This is a genomic window from Bacillus sp. THAF10 (genome assembly GCF_009363695.1).
In the GTDB taxonomy this organism is placed as follows: domain Bacteria; phylum Bacillota; class Bacilli; order Bacillales; family Bacillaceae_I; genus Sutcliffiella_A.
In genome coordinates this window covers 4,038,457-4,060,841 of sequence record NZ_CP045403.1, presented here as the reverse complement: position 1 = coordinate 4,060,841, position 22,385 = coordinate 4,038,457, and the positions used below count along the sequence as shown (strand labels likewise).

Here is a 22,385-nt window from a genome sequence, read left to right as displayed (position 1 = left end):
GATTGTCGACATGATATGTGCCATTAGCTCAGTCGGTAGAGCATCTGACTTTTAATCAGAGGGTCGAAGGTTCGAGTCCTTCATGGCACACCATTTAAGGCCCATTGGTCAAGCGGTTAAGACACCGCCCTTTCACGGCGGTAACACGGGTTCGAATCCCGTATGGGTCACCAATTTTTATAAAGATATAAGGTCCCGTGGTGTAGCGGTTAACATGCCTGCCTGTCACGCAGGAGATCGCCGGTTCGATCCCGGTCGGGACCGCCATTTTTATACATAACATAGCAAGTTATCGGCTCGGTAGCTCAGTTGGTAGAGCAATGGACTGAAAATCCATGTGTCGGCGGTTCGATTCCGTCCCGAGCCATCTTAAAAAGCAGCACTTCCTTAGGGAATGTGCTGTTTTTTGTTTTATGGCCATTATAGTTATATTTGTTGCTTTATCGTCCCACCCCGGAAAATGTCCGATAAGGCGAGGGTCAAGACCTCTTTTGAGCCCCACGTCCGAAAATTGTCCGATATAAGCGTGCTCAAGACCTCTTTTCAGCTCCACACCCAAAAAATGTCCGATAAAGCGAGGTTCAAGACCTCTTTTGGGCCCCACGCCCGAAAATTGTCCGATAAGGCGCGGGTCAAGACCTCTTTTCGGTCCCACGCCCGAAAATTGTCCGATAAAGCGGGATTCAAGACCTCTTTTGTGCCCCACGTCCGAAAAATGTCCGATAAAGCGGGGTTCAAGACCTCTTTTCAGCTCCACACCCAAAAAATGTCAGATAAAGCAAGGTTCAAGACCTCTTTTCGGCTCCACGCCCGAAAAATGTCCGATAAGGCGAGGGTCAAGACCTCTTTTGGGCCCCACGTCCGAAAATTGTCCGATAAAGCGGGGTTCAAGACCTCTTTTGTGCCCCACGCCCGAAAAATGTCCGATATAAGCGTGCTCAAGACCTCTTTTAGGATCCATACCCAAAAAATGTCCGATAAAGCGGGGTTCAAGACCTCTTTTCGGCCCCACGCCCGAAAAATGTCCGATAAGTCACGGGTCAAGACCTCTTTTCGGCTCCACGCCTAAAAATTGTCCGATAAGGCGCGACTCAAGCCCTCACTTCCGCCTCACCCTCCAATCTTATCCCAACACCCAAGCATTAAAACCACATCATCTCATTTCCCCCAAAAACCACACAAAAAAAACAGCCCGCTCCTCAAAATCGGCCTGTACCCACCTACTCCACACCTATTCAGCTGTCCTACCCCACCCCAACTGTTACTACCGTGTAATAATACAGGATAAAATCTCCACAAAAATCATCCATGACCATCGTTATAACGAAAAAATACCCAGAAAATCACCCATAATAAGGAAAAACCCCTATAAATCGCCTAAATATGACAAAAACAATACAGTTATATTACATCTTTTGTTCTACTATTCTATTAGAATACAGACTTATGGTATGGTAAAGTAGTCGGGAAATTTGAAATAGGTAACATTTGTCCTAGGAAAGGATAGGGATACCTACGACTCTATTAAAACTGTTAATGTAACGGGGAAGAAATCAGGGGGAACTGTACCATGATGAACCGAATAAAACATATACTAACTACATACACAAAAAAACTAAATACTAAACATACATCTAAAGAAAAAGGACTTTCTGTTTTTGCAAAAAGACTGATGGTTTCTACTGTCGCAGCTTCTACGATTACATTAGGTGCGGTCGCTGTTCATGCTAGTGGAAGCTCTCTACTTGGAACAATCTATCATGTCTATGTAAATGGAGAGCGTATCGGTGCTGTGGAAGACAAAGAAGCGTTGGATTCTGCGGTTGACACGAAACTAGAAAAGGCTCAGAAAGAGTACAAGGATTTAGAGCTTACGGTCGGCAACCAGCTAAAGGTGGTTCCTGAAAAAGTGTTCAGACCGGTTGCGAATGATCAAAAAACTATTAACGCAGCTGTTGAAAAAGTAGAAGTGAAGGCAACTGCCTCTGCATTCGTGATTGATGGGAAAGAGGTTGTGCTGCTTAAAAATAAACAAGATGCGGAAGAAGTATTAGAGACACTGAAATTGGATTTTGTCTCTAAAAAGGAATTAAAAGCACTAGAGAAACTCGATAAATCAAAAGAGCTTCCAGAGCTTAAGAATGATGAGTCTCGTTTATTAGACGTAAGCATTGATGAAAAAGTTTCATTTTCTGAAAAAAATGTGGAGCCAAAAGAAATTCTTTCTGTGAAAGAAGCGGTAAAGCTCCTTAAAAAAGGAACAAAAGCAGCAAAGAAATATGAAGTAGCAGCAGGAGATTCTTTAGGAGATATTGCAGAAAAGCATGATTTGACCTCCGAAGAGCTGCTTGAACTGAATCCTGATATTGCGATGGACAGTCTATTGGCTATCGGGAAAACGTTAAATGTTTCATCAAAAGTTCCATATTTAAAAATTATTGTGCAAAAAGAAACATCGAAAAACGAAGAAATTGCGTACGAGCAAGAAGTTATTGAAGATAAAGACCTTCCTAAAGGCGAAACGAAAATTAAGCAACAAGGGAAGAACGGGGAAAAGAATATCGTAGCCATTACCACAAAGGAAAACGGTATAAAGGTTAAAACTGAAATTAAGAAAGAAGAAACCATCAAAGAGCCTGTTAAACACATTGTCATCAAAGGGACAAAGGTGATTCCTTCTCGTGGTACTGGTTCGCTTGCGTGGCCTGCAGTTGGTGGATATGTCTCCAGTAAAATGGGACACCGTTGGGGCAAAATGCATAAAGGCATTGATATTGCCAGACCAAGTGACCGCACGATTAAAGCTGCGGACAATGGGAAAGTCGAATTTGCTGGCTGGGATGGCGGTTATGGAAATAAAGTCATTATCAATCATGGAAATGGCATGAAAACCACCTATGCTCACCTTGACTCTATCAGTGTTTCTGTTGGACAAACAGTTTCCCGCGGCGGAAAGATCGGCGTGATGGGGACTACAGGGCAATCGACTGGCGTTCATTTACACTTTGAAGTACGTGAAAACGGCAAACTGAAAGATCCAATGCAATATTTAAATTAAAACAACCAACCTCTAGCAACTAGGAAGTTTAGCTAGAGGTTTTTGTTATAAAGAAAGGTCTTTTTAAAGAGGATGGTTGAGTAATGAGGTTACTAGCTGTTGACTGTAGCAAAGGCGGAGACTCCCGCGGGAATGAAGCGATTGGCAGGAGACCCCACAGGCGTAGTCGAGGAGGCTCCTGCATCGCCCCGCAGGACGCGGAGCCATTTGCGAAAATCAACAGCGACGTTAATATGAGTGATACCAACCAAATTATCCCGCCATTTTCGTTATAGATGCACTCCTTTGCTGTACATGGTAAAGTAAGTAGTATAATGCTTTCTTAAATATTGAATGATATAAATAGGTAAATGTTGAGAAGGAGCGAAACCAGATGGAAAAGAAGATATTAGTGGTAGACGATGAAAAACCAATTGCAGATATATTAAAATTCAACCTTCAAAAAGAGGGCTATGAAGTGCATTGCGCGTACGATGGAGAGGAAGCTGTCAATAAGGTAGAAGAAGTAAAGCCTGATTTGATTTTGCTTGATATCATGCTGCCGCAACGAGATGGCATGGAAGTGTGCAGAGAAGTTCGTAAAAAGTATGAAATGCCCATCATTATGTTAACGGCGAAGGATTCTGAGATCGATAAAGTTTTAGGCCTGGAGCTTGGAGCGGACGATTATGTTACCAAGCCTTTTAGTACGCGAGAATTGATTGCTCGTGTGAAAGCGAATTTACGTCGCCACCAGCAAAAAACTTCCGATGCGGAAGAGCCATCTGAAATCGCCATTGGCTCCCTTGTGATTCACCCGGATGCGTATATGGTAACAAAGCGCGGGGATATGATTGAGCTGACACACCGTGAATTTGAGCTTCTTCACTATCTTGCTAAGCATATTGGACAAGTGATGACGAGAGAGCATCTGCTTCAGACGGTTTGGGGCTATGATTATTATGGAGATGTGCGAACAGTGGATGTGACGGTGCGCCGCCTACGTGAAAAAATTGAAGACAATCCTTCTCATCCAACGTGGATTGTAACAAGAAGAGGAGTTGGCTATTACCTGCGACAAACGGAGCAGGAATAAGGTTCATGAAAAAAGTAGGTTTTTTTCGATCCATTCACTTAAAGTTTGTGTTGATTTATGTGTTGCTTATTTTAGTGGCAATGCAAATTATCGGGGTGTATTTTGTTAGTAAGCTAGAAAGTCAGCTGGTGGATAACTTTAAAACCTCTTATAGAGAACGAATCAATGTTCTTGCTTATAGTATTGAGCAAGAGCTGAAAAAACAGCGGGATGACACGACGCCAACCATTGAAGAAGATATCCGTACCGTGCTTCAGGACGTGAAGATGGATGATATAGCGGAAATCAGAATCACGAACAATAAAAGCACGGTTCTTGGGACGTCCAATCCCTACAATCAAACGAGTGTTGGAAAAAGAACCACGCAGCTTCTAATCAAACGGGCTTTAGCTGTAGAAGAAGTGCAAGAAAAAATGGCGGTTCATCCCCCCACACTCAATCGATATTTATTGATTGCTAGTCCAGTCAAATCAAATAATCAGGATGTCATTGGTGCCATCTACATCGAGGCGTCGATGGAAAAAGTGTACGAGCAGATGCGGCAGATTAATAGTATTTTTGCTACAGGAACGACGCTCGCTCTTGCTCTGACTGCTGTTCTAGGTGTGCTGCTTGCGCAAACCATTACACGACCAATGTCTGATATGAGAAAGCAAGCGCTGGAAATGGCACGAGGGAACTTTTCCAGGAAGGTTAAAATCTATGGAAATGATGAAATTGGGCAGCTTGCTCTTTCTTTTAACAACCTAACGAAGAAGCTACAAGAGGCACAGGCAACGACAGAAGGAGAGCGAAGAAAGCTTAGCTCTGTTCTCGCCCATATGACCGATGGCGTACTTGCCACAGACAGAAAGGGTAGGATTATCCTTATTAATGAGCCTGCACTTGGCATGCTGAATGTTTCACGTGAAACCGTGCTGAATAAATCCATCATTGAAGTTCTTGGGATAGAAGATACGCATACATTTGAACTCCTCGTTTCAGAACAAGAATCACTCATCTTAGACTTCAGTACCGATAAAAAACCATATATCCTAAGAGCCAGCAACTCTATTATTCAGAAGGAAACTGGCTTTGTTAATGGTCTCATTACCGTTTTACATGATATTACCGAGCAGGAAAAAATTGATGAGGAACGACGCGAATTTGTTGCCAATGTATCTCATGAGCTCCGTACGCCACTGACAACAATGCGTAGTTATCTGGACGCACTCGCAGAAGGAGCGTGGAAGGACGAAGAAATTGCACCAAGATTCTTAGATGTGACGCAAACAGAAACCGAACGAATGATTCGCCTTGTTAATGACTTGTTGCAATTATCAAAAATGGATTCAAAAGACTATCAATTTTACAAGGATCGCGTTGACTTTATTGCCTTTTTCAACCGAATTATTGATCGTTTTGAGCTCTCGAAATCTCAAAACGTTACGTTTGTAAGAAGCCTTCCAAAAGAGGAAATCTTCGTTTCTTTAGATACCGACAAGATTACGCAAGTGCTCGATAATATTATTTCCAATGCGATGAAGTATTCTCCAGAAGGTGGCACCATTAAATTTACGGTGGATATCGAGGAAACGGAACATCAAATCCTAGTGAGCATCAGCGATCAAGGTGTTGGTATTCCAAAAGGCGATATTCATAAAATATTTGAACGCTTTTACCGGGTGGATAAGGCGAGAACCAGAATGCTAGGTGGGACAGGCTTAGGATTGGCGATCGCAAAAGAGATGATACAAGCTCATGATGGCGATATTTGGGCTTCCAGTGAGGAAGGAAAAGGGACCACCATTTACTTTACCTTGCCAATCTCTGAAGAAGAACAAGAGGATGAATGGTCATGAAATATGAAAATATGAAATCCTTAATACTGACAATCCTTGTGATTATGAGCTTAGTTCTTACTTGGAACTTATGGACCTATCAGCCTGACTTTGATTATATCGACAGTGAGCGGGTTATTAGCGACGTGCAAATCAGTGAGACACTGGAGAGCGGTAAGCTCATACAACCAACGATGCTTTTGTTTCATTACGCAGAAGAGCATCATGGCACCATTGATGTGTCGCGCTTTCTCGAGGAATTTAAACGCTGGAATTTATTCGATATTGAATACATGAATATCAATCAAAGCCGTTTTGATGAGTTCATGCATGGAAACAGAAAGATGGAGATTGTGTTTCCAGATGATATTCCGATGCCAACGCTCCGCTATTTAACCGGGTTTTCAGACAATGAAATCAATGTGACAATCAGCCGTATCGTCGTGGATTTTGATGCAGCCTCAGCTGAGGAACCTGTCATTTATTTGGTGAATTACGAAGAGCAACAGGTCTACCAAGCAAAAGTGCAAAACCTGGTATTAAGTGAGCTTGAACGAAACTTTTATCAAACAGGGAGAACCCTACCTGTGTATCTTTCCATTGAAAATCGGGAGGGCAAATATTTATTTTACCCTGCGCTTTCAACAAAAGATGAACAGAAAATGAGTTCCTATAACTATTATATTGATCAGCTAAACCCTGAGGACTTTAAAAATGCCTTGTTCGATGACCCGAGCATTGTGACCAATGATCAATTATTTGATGGCGAGGTTTACCGGGACGATTCGCGACTACTGCGAGTGTTTTCGCAGGATTTAAAGCTGCAGTACGTGAATCCTGGTAATACGCGCATGGGGAACAATATTGATTTTAACGTCATTGAACGCGGCATCGACTTTGTGAATGAGCATGCTGGCTGGTCTGGGCCGATTGAAACGTACAATCTTGATAGCTGGAGCCGTAGTCCGATTGAACATACGGTAACCTTTCGAATGTACAAAGGGGATTACCCTATTGTGAATTTGGATCCTGAGGGAGTGGCGGCAATTACCCAATCCTGGCGCAACAATGAGCTTCGTGAGTATGTTCGCCCATCTTTTGAGTTTGGTCTGGAAATCATTAAAGATACAAAAGAGCTTCCTTCAGGTAACAGAGTGATTCGCCATTTGCAGCAGGCGAACATCGATATTAGTAAAATCGAAGTCCTTAGAGTTGGGTACGACTTAAAGAAGGATCCTAATTCAAATGGAATTCTCGTTCTTGAGCCAGTGTGGATCTACTCAGATGGAAACTCATGGTCAAAAATTACTCTATCAGATAATGATGACCTGGAAGGAGGAAGGTAGGAGATGGATTGGAGAAAGACAAAAACCATCTTTATCATTACGTTTCTCATTCTAAATATTTTTCTTGGTGCAAGAATCATCGAAAAAAGAGACCGCAGCCACCTCGAGCTGTTGGCAGAATCGTCCTTAGAAGAACAATTTCAAATCGATGAAATCACCTATGCAGAGCTGCCAAAAACGCCTTCCAAACAAAGCTATATAAGTGGAAATAGTTATATTTTCTCGGATGAAGATGTAGCTACTCTGCAAGACAAAGGACAGACGGTGGAGCGCGTGGAGGAAACAAAGCTTTTAGCATCTTTAGAAGAACCGTTAAAGCTGCCGGAATCAAATACGAACCAACGCTTAAACACCATTTTCCAAGATCAAGTCTTGTTTGCAGAGGACTATTCATTCTGGGGATTAGACCCACAAGACAATACCTTAACCTTCTTCCAAAAGTATGATGGCAAGGATATTTTCCGCAATTCAAACGGAATGGTAAAGCTGTATCTGAATGAATTAAAAGAAATTACCTCCTATGAACAGACGTTTATCACCAACCTAGAAAAAATGGACGTAGAGCAGGATGTTATTCCGGTTATTGATACGCTAGAAAACCTCTATAAAAGAGGAGACCTACGACCAAGAAGTCATGTTGGTCATATGGAGCTTGGCTATTTTACCCTGCTAGACTCCACCAACTCGCATGTGTTAATACCAACCTGGCATATTGTCATCAACGATAATCAGGACATCTTTGTCAATGCATTTGAGGGATCGACTATTAGAAAAGAAACTAGAACATTGGAGTGAAGTGACATGAGCCTGCATTTTAGCGTGCTAGCAAGCGGCAGCACAGGAAATGCAATTTATGTCGCAACAGAGGAGCATTCTATTTTAATTGATGCTGGTTTGAGCGGCAAAAAAATGCAAGAACTGTTTACAAAGATAGGGAAAAAAATAGAAGACCTATCGGGGATTTTGGTCACCCATGAGCACAGTGACCATATAAAAGGACTCGGCGTGTTGGCGCGAAAATATAAGCTGCCGATCTATGCGAACGAAAAAACCTGGAAGGCGATGGACGGACTAGTCGGTGTCATCCCAACCGAGCAAAAATTTCATTTTGAAATCGAACAAGTAAAAAGCTTTGGTAACCTGGACATCCAATCCTTTGGCGTCTCCCATGATGCAGCCGAGCCCATGTTCTACTCGTTCCACCAGGGAGATAAAAAAGTCGTCGTCATCACCGACACCGGTTATGTGAGCGACCGCATGAAGGGCATCATCTCGAACGCTGATGCCTATGTATTTGAAAGCAATCATGACGTGCAAATGCTGCAAATGGGACATTACCCATGGAGCATCAAACGCCGTATCCTCAGTGATGTCGGCCACGTATCCAACGAAGACGCAGCCCTTGCGATGGCAGATGTGATGGGCGACAAAACAAAACGTATTTATTTGGCGCATTTAAGTCAAGATAATAACATGAAAGATCTAGCGAGAATGTCTGTACAACAAACCCTCGCCACTCAAGGAGTCATGGTGGGCGAGCAAGTGGAATTGTACGATACAGACCCAAAAGTTCCAACTGCGCTAGCTTTCGTGTAACAGTCTTAGGCTTATAGCGCCTTTCTTTTTGCCTTTTTGACTGTTACAGAAAGCGAGTGGGTTGTTGGACATCGCTGTGACAGAAAGGAAGATCATCATGGGCTATTACGACAACCAAGATCGTTTTAAATTCAAAAAGCAAAAAGGAAACAGAGGAAGATTTTTTATACCTGGATTAGTAGGATTCATATTGGCGGCCCTGCTATTATTTGTCGCCTTTCCAGCACTCTCTAACCGAGCAACACCAGATGTCAGGCAAAATCAAACAGAGTCCGGCCAAACCCTCCCAGAACCAGGAGAAGGCGGCACAACAGCGGAAATTCGCAATGTCTCGGTAAATGTTGAATCCGCCGTCACCAAGGCAGTCGACCAAGTAGCAGAAGCAGTAGTCGGCGTCATCAACATGCAAAACGCCAGCTTCTACAATGACACCGAGGCCGAACAGGACGAAGAAGGCGAAGCAGGAACAGGCTCTGGCGTCATCTATAAAAAAGACAATGGAAAAGCCTATGTAGTCACCAACTACCACGTCATCGCAGGTGCAGGGCAGGTAGAGGTTAGTCTCATCGACGGAACAAGGGTACCGGCAGAATTACTTGGCGAAGATCCACTAACAGATTTAGCGGTACTTGTCATGGATGACGAAATGACCACCAAGGTAGCAGACTTCGGAAACTCCGACACCGTACGAACCGGTGAGCCTGTTATCGCCATCGGGAACCCCCTTGGTCTTCAGTTCTCAGGATCTGTAACCCAAGGTATCATCTCCGGAACCGACCGCAGCATTCCAGTGGACGTGAACGGCGACGGCACCCCTGACTGGCACGCAGACGTCATGCAAACCGATGCCGCCATCAACCCAGGTAACAGCGGCGGCGCACTCATTAACATCCAAGGAAAAGTGATAGGCATCAACTCGATGAAAATTGCCCAAAGCGCTGTAGAAGGAATCGGCCTTGCCATTCCGGTCAACTCAGCCATCCCGATCATCAACGACCTCGAGCAGCACGGAAAAGTAAAACGACCATACTTCGGTGTTAGCATCGGCTCCTTATCTGATGTGTCCAGCTACCACTGGCAGCAAACCTTAAAGCTGCCAAAAGAAGTCCATGCCGGCGTATACGTCACAAGTGTTGCACCGAACTCCCCAGCAGGGAAAGCCGGTTTGAAGGAATACGACGTGATTGTTGGGCTTGACGGGGAAGAGGTCAAAGATGTAATCGGCTTAAGGAAACATCTCTACAACGAAAAGAAGGTAGGCGACCAAATGGAGGTCATCTTCTATCGCGGCAAAGAAAAACAATCCACAACCGTTGATTTGACGGAAGAGTCGATGGGAGAATAAAGATAGGAGGGGAGCCGAGCCGGGTTTCCCTCTATTTTCATGCGGTTAATTAATGAGTATTTGTAAAGCTTAAGTACTACTTGGACAAAATGTGGCTACGTCTAGCTCAATGCGCCAGCGACTAGCAAACTTCCCTCGCCTCCTTACGATAAGGCAACATCGAATCGCTTCGCTCTTCGTGTTTTCTTTATCTCATACGGCTCAGTCCAGTTTGTACGTCGCAAAGCGGGCGCATTCCGCTTTTGAACTTTGTGGATAAATGGTATCCTAATATGAGAAATCGGAAAAATGAAAGGACTGTGGATAAGATGAAATGCTGTCACGAGCATATCGAACTAGCAATGGAAATGTACATAGATCAACACGAAGAAGCACCAACACTAGAAATGCTACCAGAGGAAGAAAAGTTATCAACAACCTGTGAATTCTGTAATCAAGCTGCAATATATATGGTGGGGAACTAATATTCGCCCACTAAATGTGGATAGAAATTGTTGATATGTGGATAACTTTTGTGGATAAACTGTTTGCAAAGCGGGGATGACATGTGAATATCTCAATAATCACAATAGGAAAACTAAAAGAGAAATATCTAAAGCAAGGAATAAACGAATATTTAAAGCGCTTAAGCGCCTACGCAAAAATAGAAATTATCGAGCTTCCCGACGAAAAAGCACCAGAGCAACTGAGCGATGCTGAGATGGAACAAGTGAAAAATAAAGAGGGCGAACGGATCCTTGGAAAGATTTCGGATGACACGCATGTGATTGCCTTGGCGATTGAAGGGAAGCAGCGTTCTTCGGAGGAGCTGGCGAAGGAAATGGACAGGCTGGCGACTTATGGGAAGAGTAAGATTGCGTTTGTGATTGGTGGATCATTGGGCCTGAGTGGTGATGTGATGAAGCGGGCGAATGATACGCTGTCGTTCTCGAGAATGACGTTTCCGCATCAGTTGATGAAACTTATCCTTTTGGAGCAGATTTACAGAGCATACAGAATTACTAGAGGGGAACCGTACCATAAATAGAGCCAAAAAAATCTGAAGATAAGGAGGCATTGTGTCTTTTGAATCTGATAATTCACCCGCTTCTAGGTAAAGTAAATGGATAAGCGTAAACGTATTAGATATGTTAACTTCGGTAAAATCAAATTCTAATGTAATCTTATCAATGGAGCGGGAGTGACCTTTTAAATGTTCAACAGAGATATTATTTAGTAGCAGTTGAAAGAGATGCTTTTGCTTATCCCTAGTTGCATGTTGTAACACCTCCATATACTTTTCTAGTAACATTCTTATCAGATCAGGTGAAATAAATTTGGAATCGGATGAACTTAGGTGAATGCTAAGTTCATTTCTTTTGTGTTCTAATTCCGCTTTTTCTGTTGCTATCTTTTGTAGACGTTCTTGAAGAATGGCAACGGGAAAGAGATTTTTTTCAAATGCTTCCATATATCTCTCCTGCATTGCATTTACTTCAATTAGTTTGTGTTCTAAGACTTCAATTTCATATTCATTTTTAGTTTCTATGGTAGCTTTGACGGTTTGCTTATTTAAAGCTTAAATTGTTTTAGTGAATTGCTTTGTATCACTTAAAAAGCCTACTAATCGATTAATCACCATTTCTTCGGCATCGTAAGCTCTAATTGAATTTGATTTACATGCTGAAGAACCTTTATTATAAAAATTTCCACATAAAATACCAGAGCAAATTAATTTTGAAAATTATGCATATGTTGCTCCTGACTATGATTTGAATGGAAAGAAAATTAAAAATAAGGTTAAAGGGGTTTTTCATCGCCTTGCTATTACAGCAATTCCAGAGAAAGGGCATTCTTACATCTTATTAAGTTGCTTAGACAGCGAAAAAGTAATTTACATAGACTTATTTAATCAATTACAAAGTTCACCTATAGATAAAGTGAAGTTTTATATATCTCTTATATTACCATTGTATTCTGAAAATATGGTATTAAGCCCAAGTTTATGGAACAGTTGGGACGAAGAAACACAAATGGCGTACACCTTCTATGCAAATTTGAAGGATAAAGATTTTATTATATATAATAAAATGAATGGAATGATACTGCGTAAAGCAGCTAAAATGCCGGGATTTAGCTACGAGGAAAGAAATAAAATAAACCTATTCTAGCTACTAAATTAGAAACAAATTGTGGACTTAATAGAGAAATTAGCCTAAAAACTAATTACAGGTGGTTTTTATGTAATTCCCCCATCGAAAATTTTCCCTTGAAAAAGTACAGGTAATAAAAGGGTTAAATGTTAATTGGAACTACGATAGAAGTACAATTAAAACCTTGTAACAAATAATGAAAAGATTCTCTTCTTCAACTTAACTTCTGTTGAACAAGAAAAAGAGAAAATAGATCTATTTGCTGCGCAGTACAACGATACGATTCAATAGATTAATGTGATCTTCAACAATCGACGTGTTTGTGGATAATCAAAAGCCAAATCCCTCCCCAAAAAACAGAGGGAATAGGCCTTTCTTTATAAATTCTTAACTTAGTAAATACAATTTTTCCTTTACGAGAAGCAATATTATAAGGAACGATCAAATAAAGTAGGATAGAACCATTTCCTCAATATAAAGGTACGGGAAAATCCCTTACCTTTATATTGAGGCCACCAAGTGAAGCACGGTAGAGGAATTGTTGAAAATCTCAATTTAATTAGTCCATTTTCTTGACATAGTATCACTGTCCTCATGTATCCATTTTTTAATTGCCAAATACAAATATTATTAGGTATTTTTATGTTTATATGTGGAAAACTTAGATAAACGGAATAATAAATATAAATATAAATTTATCCGATAAAAAATTTCTAATTAAGCATGTATTCGTATACACAATTTAATTTAAATATTGTATACTGTAAGTGAATGGAGTGTTTTTATATCTAAAAAACATGTTCTATAAATTAGAGGTGAAAAAGATGAATATTAGTTCAGTAGTAGCTGATTATTTAAGGAATTGGTTAAAAGAAAATGATAAATCTTATAGTTGGTTAGCAAATGAGTTGAAGGTTAGTAAGTCATTAGTACAGCATTTGCTTAGCGGAGCAAGGACATTTACTTCTGAACGAATTTTGCAGGTTTCAGATGTACTCGGTATTTCGGTTGAAGAATTATTAAATGAAGAGAAGAAGAAAAGAGGGTACTCAGTTCAACTAAGAGGGAAAATTTCCACCAGAGAGGGAGAAAGTGCATTAAATAATGTTATTTTTTCCTGTTTAAAAGATGATGAAATATACTATGCAAACGAAATTTTTAAAAAAGGGATAAAGGGTTAATAAAAATGGGGTATCAACCAGTAAGTAATGCAGACCGGGTAGGTGAGGCATTTGCCCTTCAAGTGCTTAGTGAACATTTTGGTGCAGAAATATTTATAGGCTCAAGTATAGAAACAAAAATTGAAGAGTTAGCTTCAGTCGTTTACAAAGTTATTGAAGATCCCGAATTTTATGGGGCTACCATTACTATAGATAGAGGGAATAGAAAGTATGTACTATTAAATACAAAAAAATCATTAAGGTTAAGGTATTTTACTGCTTCTCATGAATTGTGGCATGTATTAGATATACATGAAATGGTAAAAGATGATATAGATCATGAAAGGTCTGCAGAAAGATTTGCAGCAGCTTTAATGCTTCCAGAGTCGTTGGTTCGTTCCCTAGTAAGATCCTATAGTCAAACTAGTAAAAATGATATTGATGAAAAAAAAATGGTGATTCGTATAGCAGATATCTCATCCGCTCCGTATGTAGCAGTAGCCAAGAGACTAGTGGAGCTAAATTTGACGACTAATAAAAGCCTTGCAGAGTATTCAGAGGAAGATTGGATTAATATGCGTGCTGAGCTAAATATTGTAGAAAGTCCTTTAGACAGACATTTGCCTATCAATAGGTTTACTGATTACGAAGAACGAATTGCTCAAGAACTGGAAAATGGAGAGCTAAATTATCTTGAAGCCTCTAAAAAATTAGCCGATGTATCTCCAGAAAAATCAAAAGAATATGCGGAAAAACGTTCAGCTATCGCAAAACAAATTCTTGAGGATTTAGAAGATGAGGATGATGATGACTTTTCTCTTGATATGTTATTTGAGGCTAGAGGTAAAGATAAGTGACTATAAGAGCTGGAAAAGTGATTGTCGATACAAATATACTAATGAATGCATTAGATTTTAGAAAATGCAATGTTTATGATTGGATAGATGAAGTTTATGAGGAAATTTTCGTTCATATTGAAGTAGTTAATGAATTTAGGATTGAGACAGAACAAAAAGCAATTATTGCAGAAATAAAAAAAAGAGGGTGGAATTTGTTTGATCACAATGATCAAACTTGCTTACCAAATAATCAAAAAACATTGTATTGGAAATATGTCAATAATGCTAGCGAAGGATTTGAAAATTTAAAGACGAAAAAAGAAGCACAAAAAAGAATACCAAAAACAAGTAGTAATTTAGGTGAAATACATTCGTTAGCTTTGGCACAATTAATCTCAGCAAACATCATAAACAGTAACGATTATGAGATTCGTGAAGTTATTGAAGATGAAAAAATTCTGGTATATTCTACGGACATAGAACGCGATATATTTATAGAACAAGATACCGTTGAAGATTTTTGTACATATTGTGTTCAAGGAAGAATAGCAAAACCTTCTGATGTGATAAAATTCTTTAGGGTATGTCATGCCAACGATGACAAAGAAAAATTAAGTGATAAATTAGCATCATTAAAACAAAGACTAGTTGAGCATATTAAATAGAAGATAACACGTAATTGATAGAATCAAAGATCAATAGATTATTAATTAAAAAGTTTATGAGAATAGATGAGAGTATTACTACTCTCGTCTATTTTTTGCCTTTTATTTAACTACGTGTGGTGTATTACGAAGGGGTGCTATGGTTAAAAACATATAATTATATTGTGTGTAAACTTATTCATCCAAGAAACTGGAGTGAAACAAATGCAATTTATAAAGTTGACTGAAAAAAGGGGGATTACTCTACAGAGTAGTATCCCAAAAAGAGAGCTAATCAAAGCTTATGGAGCGTGTCAATGGTGGCTGTCTAAAAATTGGTTAAATCAAAAGAGAATCCAGCACCCTATACAAAAGATATGGCAAAGTTCTGGATGGGCTTCTGATACTGAATTGTATTTGATTGGTAATACCATACTAAAACTGCGTGATCAAGGAACTAAACGAGATGCTTTTGAGGGTAAAAAGAAAGAATTTTTGGGGAAACAATCGGCAAATTATTTGGGATACTTATTTGAACTTCTAGTAAGCAATCTGTTTATAGAAGGGGGCAATAAGGTAAACTTATTACCGCCATCGGCAGTAGGGTATGATCTTGACGTGATAACTCCAAAAGGAACACAAATCCAAGTTTCGTGTAAAGTAGTTCAATCTTCTCAAAAGCACAAAATTTTTCTACAGGAAGTAAGTAAATTAAAAAACAATTTTGTAAAAGCAACGCAAAGTTTAAGATTAAATGGGTCCTTTTTTGTTGCAGAAATTAATAAAATTCATTCTGAGCTTCCTTCAAAGGAATACATTAAGAAATGTTTAAGATCTTCTATAATTGTGCCTGAGTATTTTATTTATGGTGAAAATACATTTCTTTCTGGTAAGAATCCTATACCTTCATATGCAAAAGGTTTCTCGATTAATATGCCAAGTTATTCATTCACTGCAGCATCTAAAATTGACAAAAAATATGAATTAGATCGCATTAAATCAACTGTAAACAAAGCAAATAAGGGTTTCAAGGAACTTACTGTCAAGGATAAGGTCAATCTCACTGTTATTCGGATACCCCAGTATCTTTCGATTGAATCAGCAAAGGCGTATATCGAAAGTGAATTCGCTAAGGGTATTTTTAGAAACACATCGGCAATATTATTTTTACAAACGCATGTAGTAAATAATATAAAAAAGAAAAATCATCAAGAGGTTTTAATTAATACTTCTTTTCAGTTTGTCATTAATCCTTCTAGTGTTGTTGTCTGGCCACTTTCTGATACTTTACATATGGCTCAGCCATTAGGTACAGTTTCTACAACTACACCTCCAATTCAAATAATCGATCAAAAACTTGAGCAAGATATGTATATAGAAACTGATTATATTGAAAGTATCATTGTTCCTTTAGGCACTCCAATGGGAGGTTCTAATATAGCAGGTGTAAGAAGAATTGTTCAGTGGGAAGGAACGGATTTAGCTATGGAAATGTTTCCGATACCAACGGAACTACAACTGCTTTAATAATTTTTTCAAAATCTCACTAACCCCTAAATCTATTAGAACATGATGAATTTATAGGTAAATTTATTAGTTTTTATACATTACATATAGGTTTCAATAGTTCAATTATATTTTAATGGATTAACTATAAAAAAGGCTGACATATACTTATTCAATCTGAGAATTAGATATATATTTGATTTTCATTTTCATCAAAGGTTAACTCATGGTGATTAAGAACATGATTATTAGAAGGAAAACATATTTTAGTTAGAATATCCTTTAACTATATTAACAAGAATTTGGAATCCTTTATTATTAGTATAAGGAAAAAAATTAATTTGACTACCTTTAAGTATAAGAAGCGTCACTATATCTTTAATAATACTGTCTACCGTCATTACTCCACACATTACTATTGTGGAGTAATAGGGAGCATTGAGTAAAACAATACTCAATGCTCATTTTTTTGCCTCTTAAATAACCACGGTGAACCGTATCATAAGTAGATAAGCTTTAATATTAAAACAAAAGGTCTGGCTAAACGAATTAGTTGACCTTTTTTGAATTTACAAGATGAGATGAATTAGAAACACCACAATGAACCGTATAGTTATTAATATATTTTAAACAGAAAGTTATACTTTAAATCTTTTATTTAAAATATATTATACTAGTTCATCTGCACTTACTTTGTATCCACTTGCTCTAAGCCTTTTAACAAGCTTTAGCTTCCAGCCATCAGAGGAATCAAATTGAACGTAGATTAGACCAGCCAAGTCTGTTGGGATTTCCATTTTACCTGAAGCATCATCTTTAACCATTGCTATAACATTTTGTCTACCTAGTTTACCGATGAAATAGCCCAATTCTAGAATTACATTTTGTCTTGCTCTGAATTTTATTGAGGTTTCTTGTGTTCTTAGAGAACCTATATCATCTGGCGACAAAAGTACCACTGCAAAATTACATACTGATGCGTATTTTTCAAACTTTTCAATTACTGTAAGACCATCATCATTTTTTTCACTCAATATTATTGCTTCCAAATTTAATTTTTCAATAGAACGAGCTACAGCTTGTTGCATACCTAAATCATGACCGTGTACTAAAAACACCTTGTTTAAATTCTCGCTGTAAGGGCTCTCTTGTGGTTCTATGGAAGTATCTTCTGAGAAATTAAATAACTCCATTTCTCTTTTCATAGTATTAAATGTGTTTAATAAACTTCTTTGTCCATCGTTCCAATACTGTATTTCTTTATGTTTTTCAATTGGATAAACCCAAGAGTAAAAATCTGCTGATTGTATCGATTTAATATATTCAGAGTTAGATCCAAAAATATTTTTTGCTACCATTTCTCCTTCTTTTCTTATACTGTCTAAAACACTACCCTCATTAAAAGAAAGCTGTTCGGTTCTTAGAATTAATTCATCTATAAGCTTAATACTGTTTTTTTGATTCATATTAACCCTCCAGATATACGGTTTATAAAAGCTATGACTTTCTATAGTAAAGGATTTTAAGTAATAATAATCTTTCAACATTTTGGTGAAATTAGATTACAAAAGTAGCTCGAAACCTAATAGGTATGATTTTTAAAATAGTAACCATCCTAACCAGCAAGAAAATAAAACATCCCTTCTATCCTCTAGTCAAAAGCGTTTTGAAGGTTTAAGGAAAAGGTAGTTCGACCTGTTTAATCTTTAAAATATAGGGTTAAACACCTGTTTCTCAGACACTATTGTCTAGTCAGCACCTCTTTTGTATAAATTTATGTTTGGAAAGCAATTTGAGATTGATTATAAGTTCTTTTAATAATTAATTAAGGTTACTAAATTAGTTTTAATTCAACCAAAATTTTATAAATTGCAATTATAGTTGCACCTAATTGAGTTATTATAATAGGAATTTCAACAAGTAGTTTCTTTTTAGTTTTTGCTGTCATTATGTTGGATATTAAGTTAGCTAGGCCACTCATAATTCCAATTATTGCAAAGAAAAGAATAATTAATATTAACCAATTTACCAATAAATAAGGGAAGAAATAGTGTAAAATCGCCCATAAAAATAGTAAACCAAGTCCTATTCCAAGGTTATCAAATCCCGAATTTTTCCTTTCATTAAGCTTGTTTAGTTCTATACCAAGCCCCATTACACCAATTAAGATGCATATTGAACTAAATATTATTGTTACTGTACTACCACCTAAATACTCTGGATACATATATATGAATATAGCTAGAAAAATAAAAGAGAATGATAAACCGATTCCAAAAGGAACGTCATCTTTTTTATTAATATTTGCGTTGTTGTTAACCAAATTGTTTCACTCCTATCTACATTTAGTTTAATAGATGATACGGTTTAGAAAATTGATTGTTTCAATTTATTAAATATTTTACCAAAGAGAGAGATTCATTGAATATGATAGTAACTTTAGATGTATTTTTCGAAGAATAAACAAAATGGTTTAAACCCTGTCTCAGAAAGGATTCTAAACTTTGAAGTATGAACGCGGGAGAAAATCAAGAAAATTATAGTACTAGATATTTACATTCAATCTTTAACTCTAGAAAAATTAGTTTATACATATAGACATTATTGAATTTTTTTTAAAAAACAACGTCACAGCCACGCCAACAATTTTATAGAAATTTTAGTCCTTGCAAATTACGAAGAATCTATTTTTCAACAGGGTACTTCCTCCCATTCTTCAAAATCTTTTCTTCCACAATCTCCCTAACATCCAACCCAAGATCTGAACACAACATTAAAGAATAGATTAAAACATCCGCGATATCTTCACGGAGGTTTTCTTTATTTGCATTAAGTGCTTCTTCGCTACTAATCCATTGAAAGTCTTCTAGCAATTCAGCAGCTTCGATAGAAATTGAGATAGCAAGGTCTTTTGGGTTCTCGGAGCTTCTCCCAAATTTCCGGAAATAGTTCACTATTATAATACTTCTTTTCATAATAATCATGTGTGCCCCTAGAGCTAGTTTGACTAACATTTTGCAATTCATAACGGTTATCTGCAATGAAATAGTTAATTAAACTGGTCTCAATATTATAAGTTGCAGATTGATGGAACTTCTCGTGCCCAATTTAAAATAATTGCACTCATACTGGCAACCTCGTTTTTCCCATTTTATAAAATACTAAAAAATTATGTCCCCGCCCTCTAGATTCGACAACTGCTTCTCCTACACAGTGACTATACAAGTACATCACCATCTTTATCCTTCTACACATTATGCATTCGAATAATTTTTCATCTATTGTTAGCATTCTTATTAGAGAAAATAATCAAAATACTCTTACCTCTAGGAAGAGTTATTCATTTTATTTTATCATTTATTGGAAAGAGATGTGGAAAAAAATACAAATTAAAAGTTCGAAACTTAATATTGTAATTAAGTGGAATATAAGTAAAATTAATATTAGAAATGAAATATTTACAATTAATTAGCAGCGATAAACTATATGAGTCTTTGATATTATTAGCTGTATTTTGGGGAGAAGTGATTAGGTTTGAATAAAAATATAACCGCTTTGTGTTTCTTTTTTTCTATTTTATTCATTGCAACAGTTGTAGACGCACACTCAGGAAGAACGGATTCCAGCGGTGGTCACAATTGTAGTGAAAAGTCTATTGCTAAAGGTTTATGTACTGGCTATCATTATCATAATGGTGGCGGAGGCTCATCAAGCGGTGGTGGTACTGCTCCGGCTCCTGTTACTCGACGAGATAAAAATTGTTCTGATTTTGCAACATATGATGAAGTTGTTGAATACTGGAATGCAAAAGGTTACTCAGCTACATATGATCCAGAGAATTTAGATGGATTTGGTAATGGAGTTGTTGACGATGGGATTCCCTGTGAACCACCGACTGGTTATGATAAAACAAAGGTAAATAATAGCCCTGAACAAGCTCAATATAAACAGGATCAACAAGATAATGAAACAGGTGAAGCATCAGGATATGAACAAGGTTATCTGGATGGAATACAAAGTCTTCCAAAAAATAGTACAGCAACTTCTGGTTCTGATGCCTATAAACAAGGCTATGAAGCAGGATATAACAAGGGATATGAAGATGGTAAAAAAGCGTTAGAAGCTGATAAAACAAAGGCATATGAAGAAGGCTATTCTTTGGGGCAAAAACAGGACGAAATAAAAATTCCAAAAGTATATATTTTTAATCAAATTCTAAAAGAGTCATATGAATCAGGTTTCTCTAAAGCTCTCAATGAACGGGTGGAAGCAAAGAAAAATGATCTTATTAATTTAGGATATAAAGATGGAAAAAATGATGTGTACTCACTTCCTGATGACCTCGAAGACATGTACATTAAGGCGTACAAAGAAGGGTATGAAAAAGCCCAAGCTGAGTTACAAGAAGATTATATCAATCAAGGTTATGAAGCGTCTTTTAAAATGATAGATTATGAAAAGCCTTCAATATCTAATGATAAATTTATTGGATGGTATAGAAAAGGCTTTGAATCAAATAAAGAAGTTATTGAAATTCAGAAAATGGCATACGCATTAGGGAGAGAAGGAAACGCAAAAGATATTCCAGCTGAATTTGAAAAAGGAGAAGTAATTTTTTACCATTATTATGAATTAGGTTTTAAAGAATATAAAGAAGAAGTAGAGTCAAATCAGAAGGCGGCAGCTGGAGGAGTCGGTGTAGTTGCATTAGCTTGGTTAGGCAGAAGATTTTATGTTGCAAGAAAAATGATTCGCTAGGGGGATTTATATGGGATTGTATAAAGCTGTATGTTACAAGGTAGAAGACATCTTTGTTAAAGCTTTATCGACAAAGCAAGAACCTAACGTAGTAAGAGAAAAAGTTAGTAAATATCGTACTGAAAAAGAAGTGCACCGTTTACGGAAGAAAGAACAAAAAGCCCAAAATCTGTAGGTTGAATTGAAAATATTGGTGTGGATAAGGTGAGTATTAATAAAACTAGAGGTTGTTTTCCTTGATTGCCAGGTTACTAGGTATAAAGGGTAAAGTAGGTAAGCGACTTCCAAGGAAAGCTGCAGGGAAAGCTACAGGTAAGGCATTTGGGAAATTATTTAAATAATAAAGCTCTTAGAAGTGTTTTTAAATACATATCTTTTAATAGCCTCAAAATTAAATTTTTTTGCCATTTAAGTATACGACCTATTATTGGAATTATGCGATTTTTAACGTGAAAAAAGGCGCAATCTTTATAACTTACTATTGCCAAAAAGTAAAAGAAAAAGATGAAAGTATAAATGATGGGAAATAAAGGAGGGATATAAAACCTCCTTACATGTTTTCATCATTTTTTTGCTTCCTTTAGTCCTTAATAATAGACAACACTCTTTGTAATTCTTGTTCGGATAGTTCATCGATACGTTCTATTTCAGATTTAAGGATCACCACTATCGAACTTTCTGCTTTAACTGAAGGCTTTTAAAAATATGCTGCTACAGAACTTGTAACTAATCCAAAGAAACCGATTCAGAATATCTATTAGAAAAACTGCTATCAATCTGCCAATAATAATTTTAGGAGAAATTTCACCATATCCAACTGTTGTTGATGTTACTATATCTCATCAAACAGCATGGGTATATGTATTAATGAATGGCTCTAGTAATTGAATAGGTATAGATACAACCAATATCAGATCAAATAATATTACTAGCACTTTATCTAGACAATTAGTTTTGAAATTTGATAGATAGGGCTAACCGTTTCAAAAATAAATAAGGTTCTTTAACCAAATCAAGAACAGAGAATATCGTAAGAATTCATTTAAACTTCCTTAAGCGGCTTGCTAACTAGCAAGCTTTTTATTTTGAAATTTTTCTTGACCTTA

The 22,385-nt window shown here is 37.5% G+C and carries 20 protein-coding genes and 4 tRNA genes; 20 read left to right on the top strand and 4 right to left on the bottom strand.

All coding sequences use genetic code 11. The features are described from left to right. Positions 1–17: 17 nt before the first annotated feature. The 18 genes from FIU87_RS20700 (at position 18) to FIU87_RS20615 (ending at position 16,542) form a co-directional block, all read left to right on the top strand. A tRNA-Lys gene (locus tag FIU87_RS20700) sits at positions 18–93 on the top strand. Positions 94–98: 5 nt separating this feature from the next. Next, a tRNA-Glu gene (locus FIU87_RS20695) sits at positions 99–173 on the top strand. Positions 174–191: 18 nt separating this feature from the next. Beyond that, positions 192–267, top strand: a tRNA-Asp gene (locus FIU87_RS20690). A 27-nt stretch (positions 268–294) separates the two neighbouring features. Continuing rightward, positions 295–367: transfer RNA gene (locus tag FIU87_RS20685), tRNA-Phe, on the top strand. 1,203 nt (positions 368–1,570) lie between these two features. Beyond that, positions 1,571–3,058 carry a peptidoglycan DD-metalloendopeptidase family protein gene (locus FIU87_RS20680; RefSeq protein WP_152446329.1) on the top strand — a complete coding sequence of 496 codons (1,488 nt, stop codon included), beginning with the start codon at positions 1,571–1,573 and terminating at the stop codon, positions 3,056–3,058. 373 nt (positions 3,059–3,431) lie between these two features. Continuing rightward, a complete protein-coding gene (gene yycF, locus FIU87_RS20675) occupies positions 3,432–4,133 on the top strand; it encodes a response regulator YycF (RefSeq protein ID WP_152446328.1) in 702 nt (233 codons plus the stop codon). Between the two features lie 5 nt (positions 4,134–4,138). Then, positions 4,139–5,974, top strand: coding sequence for a cell wall metabolism sensor histidine kinase WalK (walK, locus tag FIU87_RS20670; RefSeq protein WP_152446327.1), 1,836 nt, complete (start codon positions 4,139–4,141; stop codon positions 5,972–5,974). After that, positions 5,971–7,299, top strand: coding sequence for a YycH family regulatory protein (gene yycH / locus FIU87_RS20665; protein ID WP_172971146.1), 1,329 nt, complete (start codon positions 5,971–5,973; stop codon positions 7,297–7,299). The genes walK and yycH overlap by 4 nt, the downstream gene beginning before the upstream one ends. A 3-nt stretch (positions 7,300–7,302) precedes the next feature. Beyond that, positions 7,303–8,094, top strand: coding sequence for a two-component system regulatory protein YycI (locus FIU87_RS20660; RefSeq protein ID WP_152446325.1), 792 nt, complete (start codon positions 7,303–7,305; stop codon positions 8,092–8,094). Between the two features lie 6 nt (positions 8,095–8,100). After that, entirely contained in the window at positions 8,101–8,895 is a 795-nt protein-coding gene (locus tag FIU87_RS20655) for an MBL fold metallo-hydrolase (protein ID WP_152446324.1), read from the top strand. 97 nt (positions 8,896–8,992) lie between these two features. Further along, positions 8,993–10,240 (top strand): S1C family serine protease, encoded by a 1,248-nt coding sequence (locus tag FIU87_RS20650; RefSeq protein ID WP_152446693.1) that lies wholly within the window; start codon positions 8,993–8,995, stop codon positions 10,238–10,240. A gap of 272 nt (positions 10,241–10,512) precedes the next feature. Further along, complete coding sequence (locus FIU87_RS20645) at positions 10,513–10,704, top strand: CxxH/CxxC protein (protein ID WP_152446692.1); 192 nt, start codon at positions 10,513–10,515, stop codon at positions 10,702–10,704. 83 nt (positions 10,705–10,787) lie between these two features. Then, complete coding sequence (gene rlmH, locus FIU87_RS20640) at positions 10,788–11,267, top strand: 23S rRNA (pseudouridine(1915)-N(3))-methyltransferase RlmH (protein ID WP_152446323.1); 480 nt, start codon at positions 10,788–10,790, stop codon at positions 11,265–11,267. 724 nt (positions 11,268–11,991) lie between these two features. Beyond that, the gene (locus FIU87_RS20635; RefSeq protein WP_152446322.1) at positions 11,992–12,390 is read left to right on the top strand and encodes a hypothetical protein; all 399 of its coding nucleotides are present in this window, start codon (positions 11,992–11,994) and stop codon (positions 12,388–12,390) included. A gap of 779 nt (positions 12,391–13,169) precedes the next feature. Beyond that, the gene (locus FIU87_RS20630) at positions 13,170–13,553 is read left to right on the top strand and encodes a helix-turn-helix domain-containing protein (RefSeq protein WP_152446321.1); all 384 of its coding nucleotides are present in this window, start codon (positions 13,170–13,172) and stop codon (positions 13,551–13,553) included. Between the two features lie 5 nt (positions 13,554–13,558). Beyond that, the gene (locus tag FIU87_RS20625) at positions 13,559–14,389 is read left to right on the top strand and encodes an ImmA/IrrE family metallo-endopeptidase (RefSeq protein ID WP_152446320.1); all 831 of its coding nucleotides are present in this window, start codon (positions 13,559–13,561) and stop codon (positions 14,387–14,389) included. After that, a complete protein-coding gene (locus FIU87_RS20620) occupies positions 14,386–15,036 on the top strand; it encodes a hypothetical protein (RefSeq protein WP_152446319.1) in 651 nt (216 codons plus the stop codon). Before FIU87_RS20625 ends, FIU87_RS20620 begins: the two co-directional genes overlap by 4 nt. Before the next feature lie 204 nt (positions 15,037–15,240). Beyond that, positions 15,241–16,542, top strand: coding sequence for a hypothetical protein (locus FIU87_RS20615; protein WP_172971144.1), 1,302 nt, complete (start codon positions 15,241–15,243; stop codon positions 16,540–16,542). Between the two features lie 647 nt (positions 16,543–17,189). On the opposite strand, the gene FIU87_RS20610 is transcribed toward FIU87_RS20615, so the two are convergent. From FIU87_RS20610 to FIU87_RS20600, 3 genes are all read right to left on the bottom strand, one after another. Next, a complete protein-coding gene (locus tag FIU87_RS20610; RefSeq protein WP_152446317.1) occupies positions 17,190–17,987 on the bottom strand; it encodes a TIR domain-containing protein in 798 nt (265 codons plus the stop codon). Positions 17,988–18,355: 368 nt separating this feature from the next. Then, the gene (locus tag FIU87_RS20605; RefSeq protein ID WP_152446316.1) at positions 18,356–18,844 is read right to left on the bottom strand and encodes a hypothetical protein; all 489 of its coding nucleotides are present in this window, start codon (positions 18,842–18,844) and stop codon (positions 18,356–18,358) included. A gap of 361 nt (positions 18,845–19,205) precedes the next feature. Then, positions 19,206–19,496, bottom strand: a complete 291-nt coding sequence (locus tag FIU87_RS20600; RefSeq protein WP_253905605.1) for a nucleotide pyrophosphohydrolase — start codon at positions 19,494–19,496, stop codon at positions 19,206–19,208. 559 nt (positions 19,497–20,055) lie between these two features. Between FIU87_RS20600 and FIU87_RS20590 the strand changes: the two genes are divergently transcribed. Beyond that, positions 20,056–21,279: a YHYH domain-containing protein gene (locus FIU87_RS20590; protein ID WP_253905483.1), complete on the top strand. Its 1,224-nt coding sequence runs from the start codon at positions 20,056–20,058 to the stop codon at positions 21,277–21,279. A 10-nt stretch (positions 21,280–21,289) separates the two neighbouring features. Next, positions 21,290–21,454 (top strand): hypothetical protein, encoded by a 165-nt coding sequence (locus FIU87_RS21175; RefSeq protein ID WP_172971143.1) that lies wholly within the window; start codon positions 21,290–21,292, stop codon positions 21,452–21,454. Between the two features lie 508 nt (positions 21,455–21,962). On the opposite strand, the gene FIU87_RS21695 is transcribed toward FIU87_RS21175, so the two are convergent. Next, a complete protein-coding gene (locus FIU87_RS21695) occupies positions 21,963–22,115 on the bottom strand; it encodes an ion channel (RefSeq protein ID WP_152446690.1) in 153 nt (50 codons plus the stop codon). Positions 22,116–22,385: the final 270 nt, after the last annotated feature.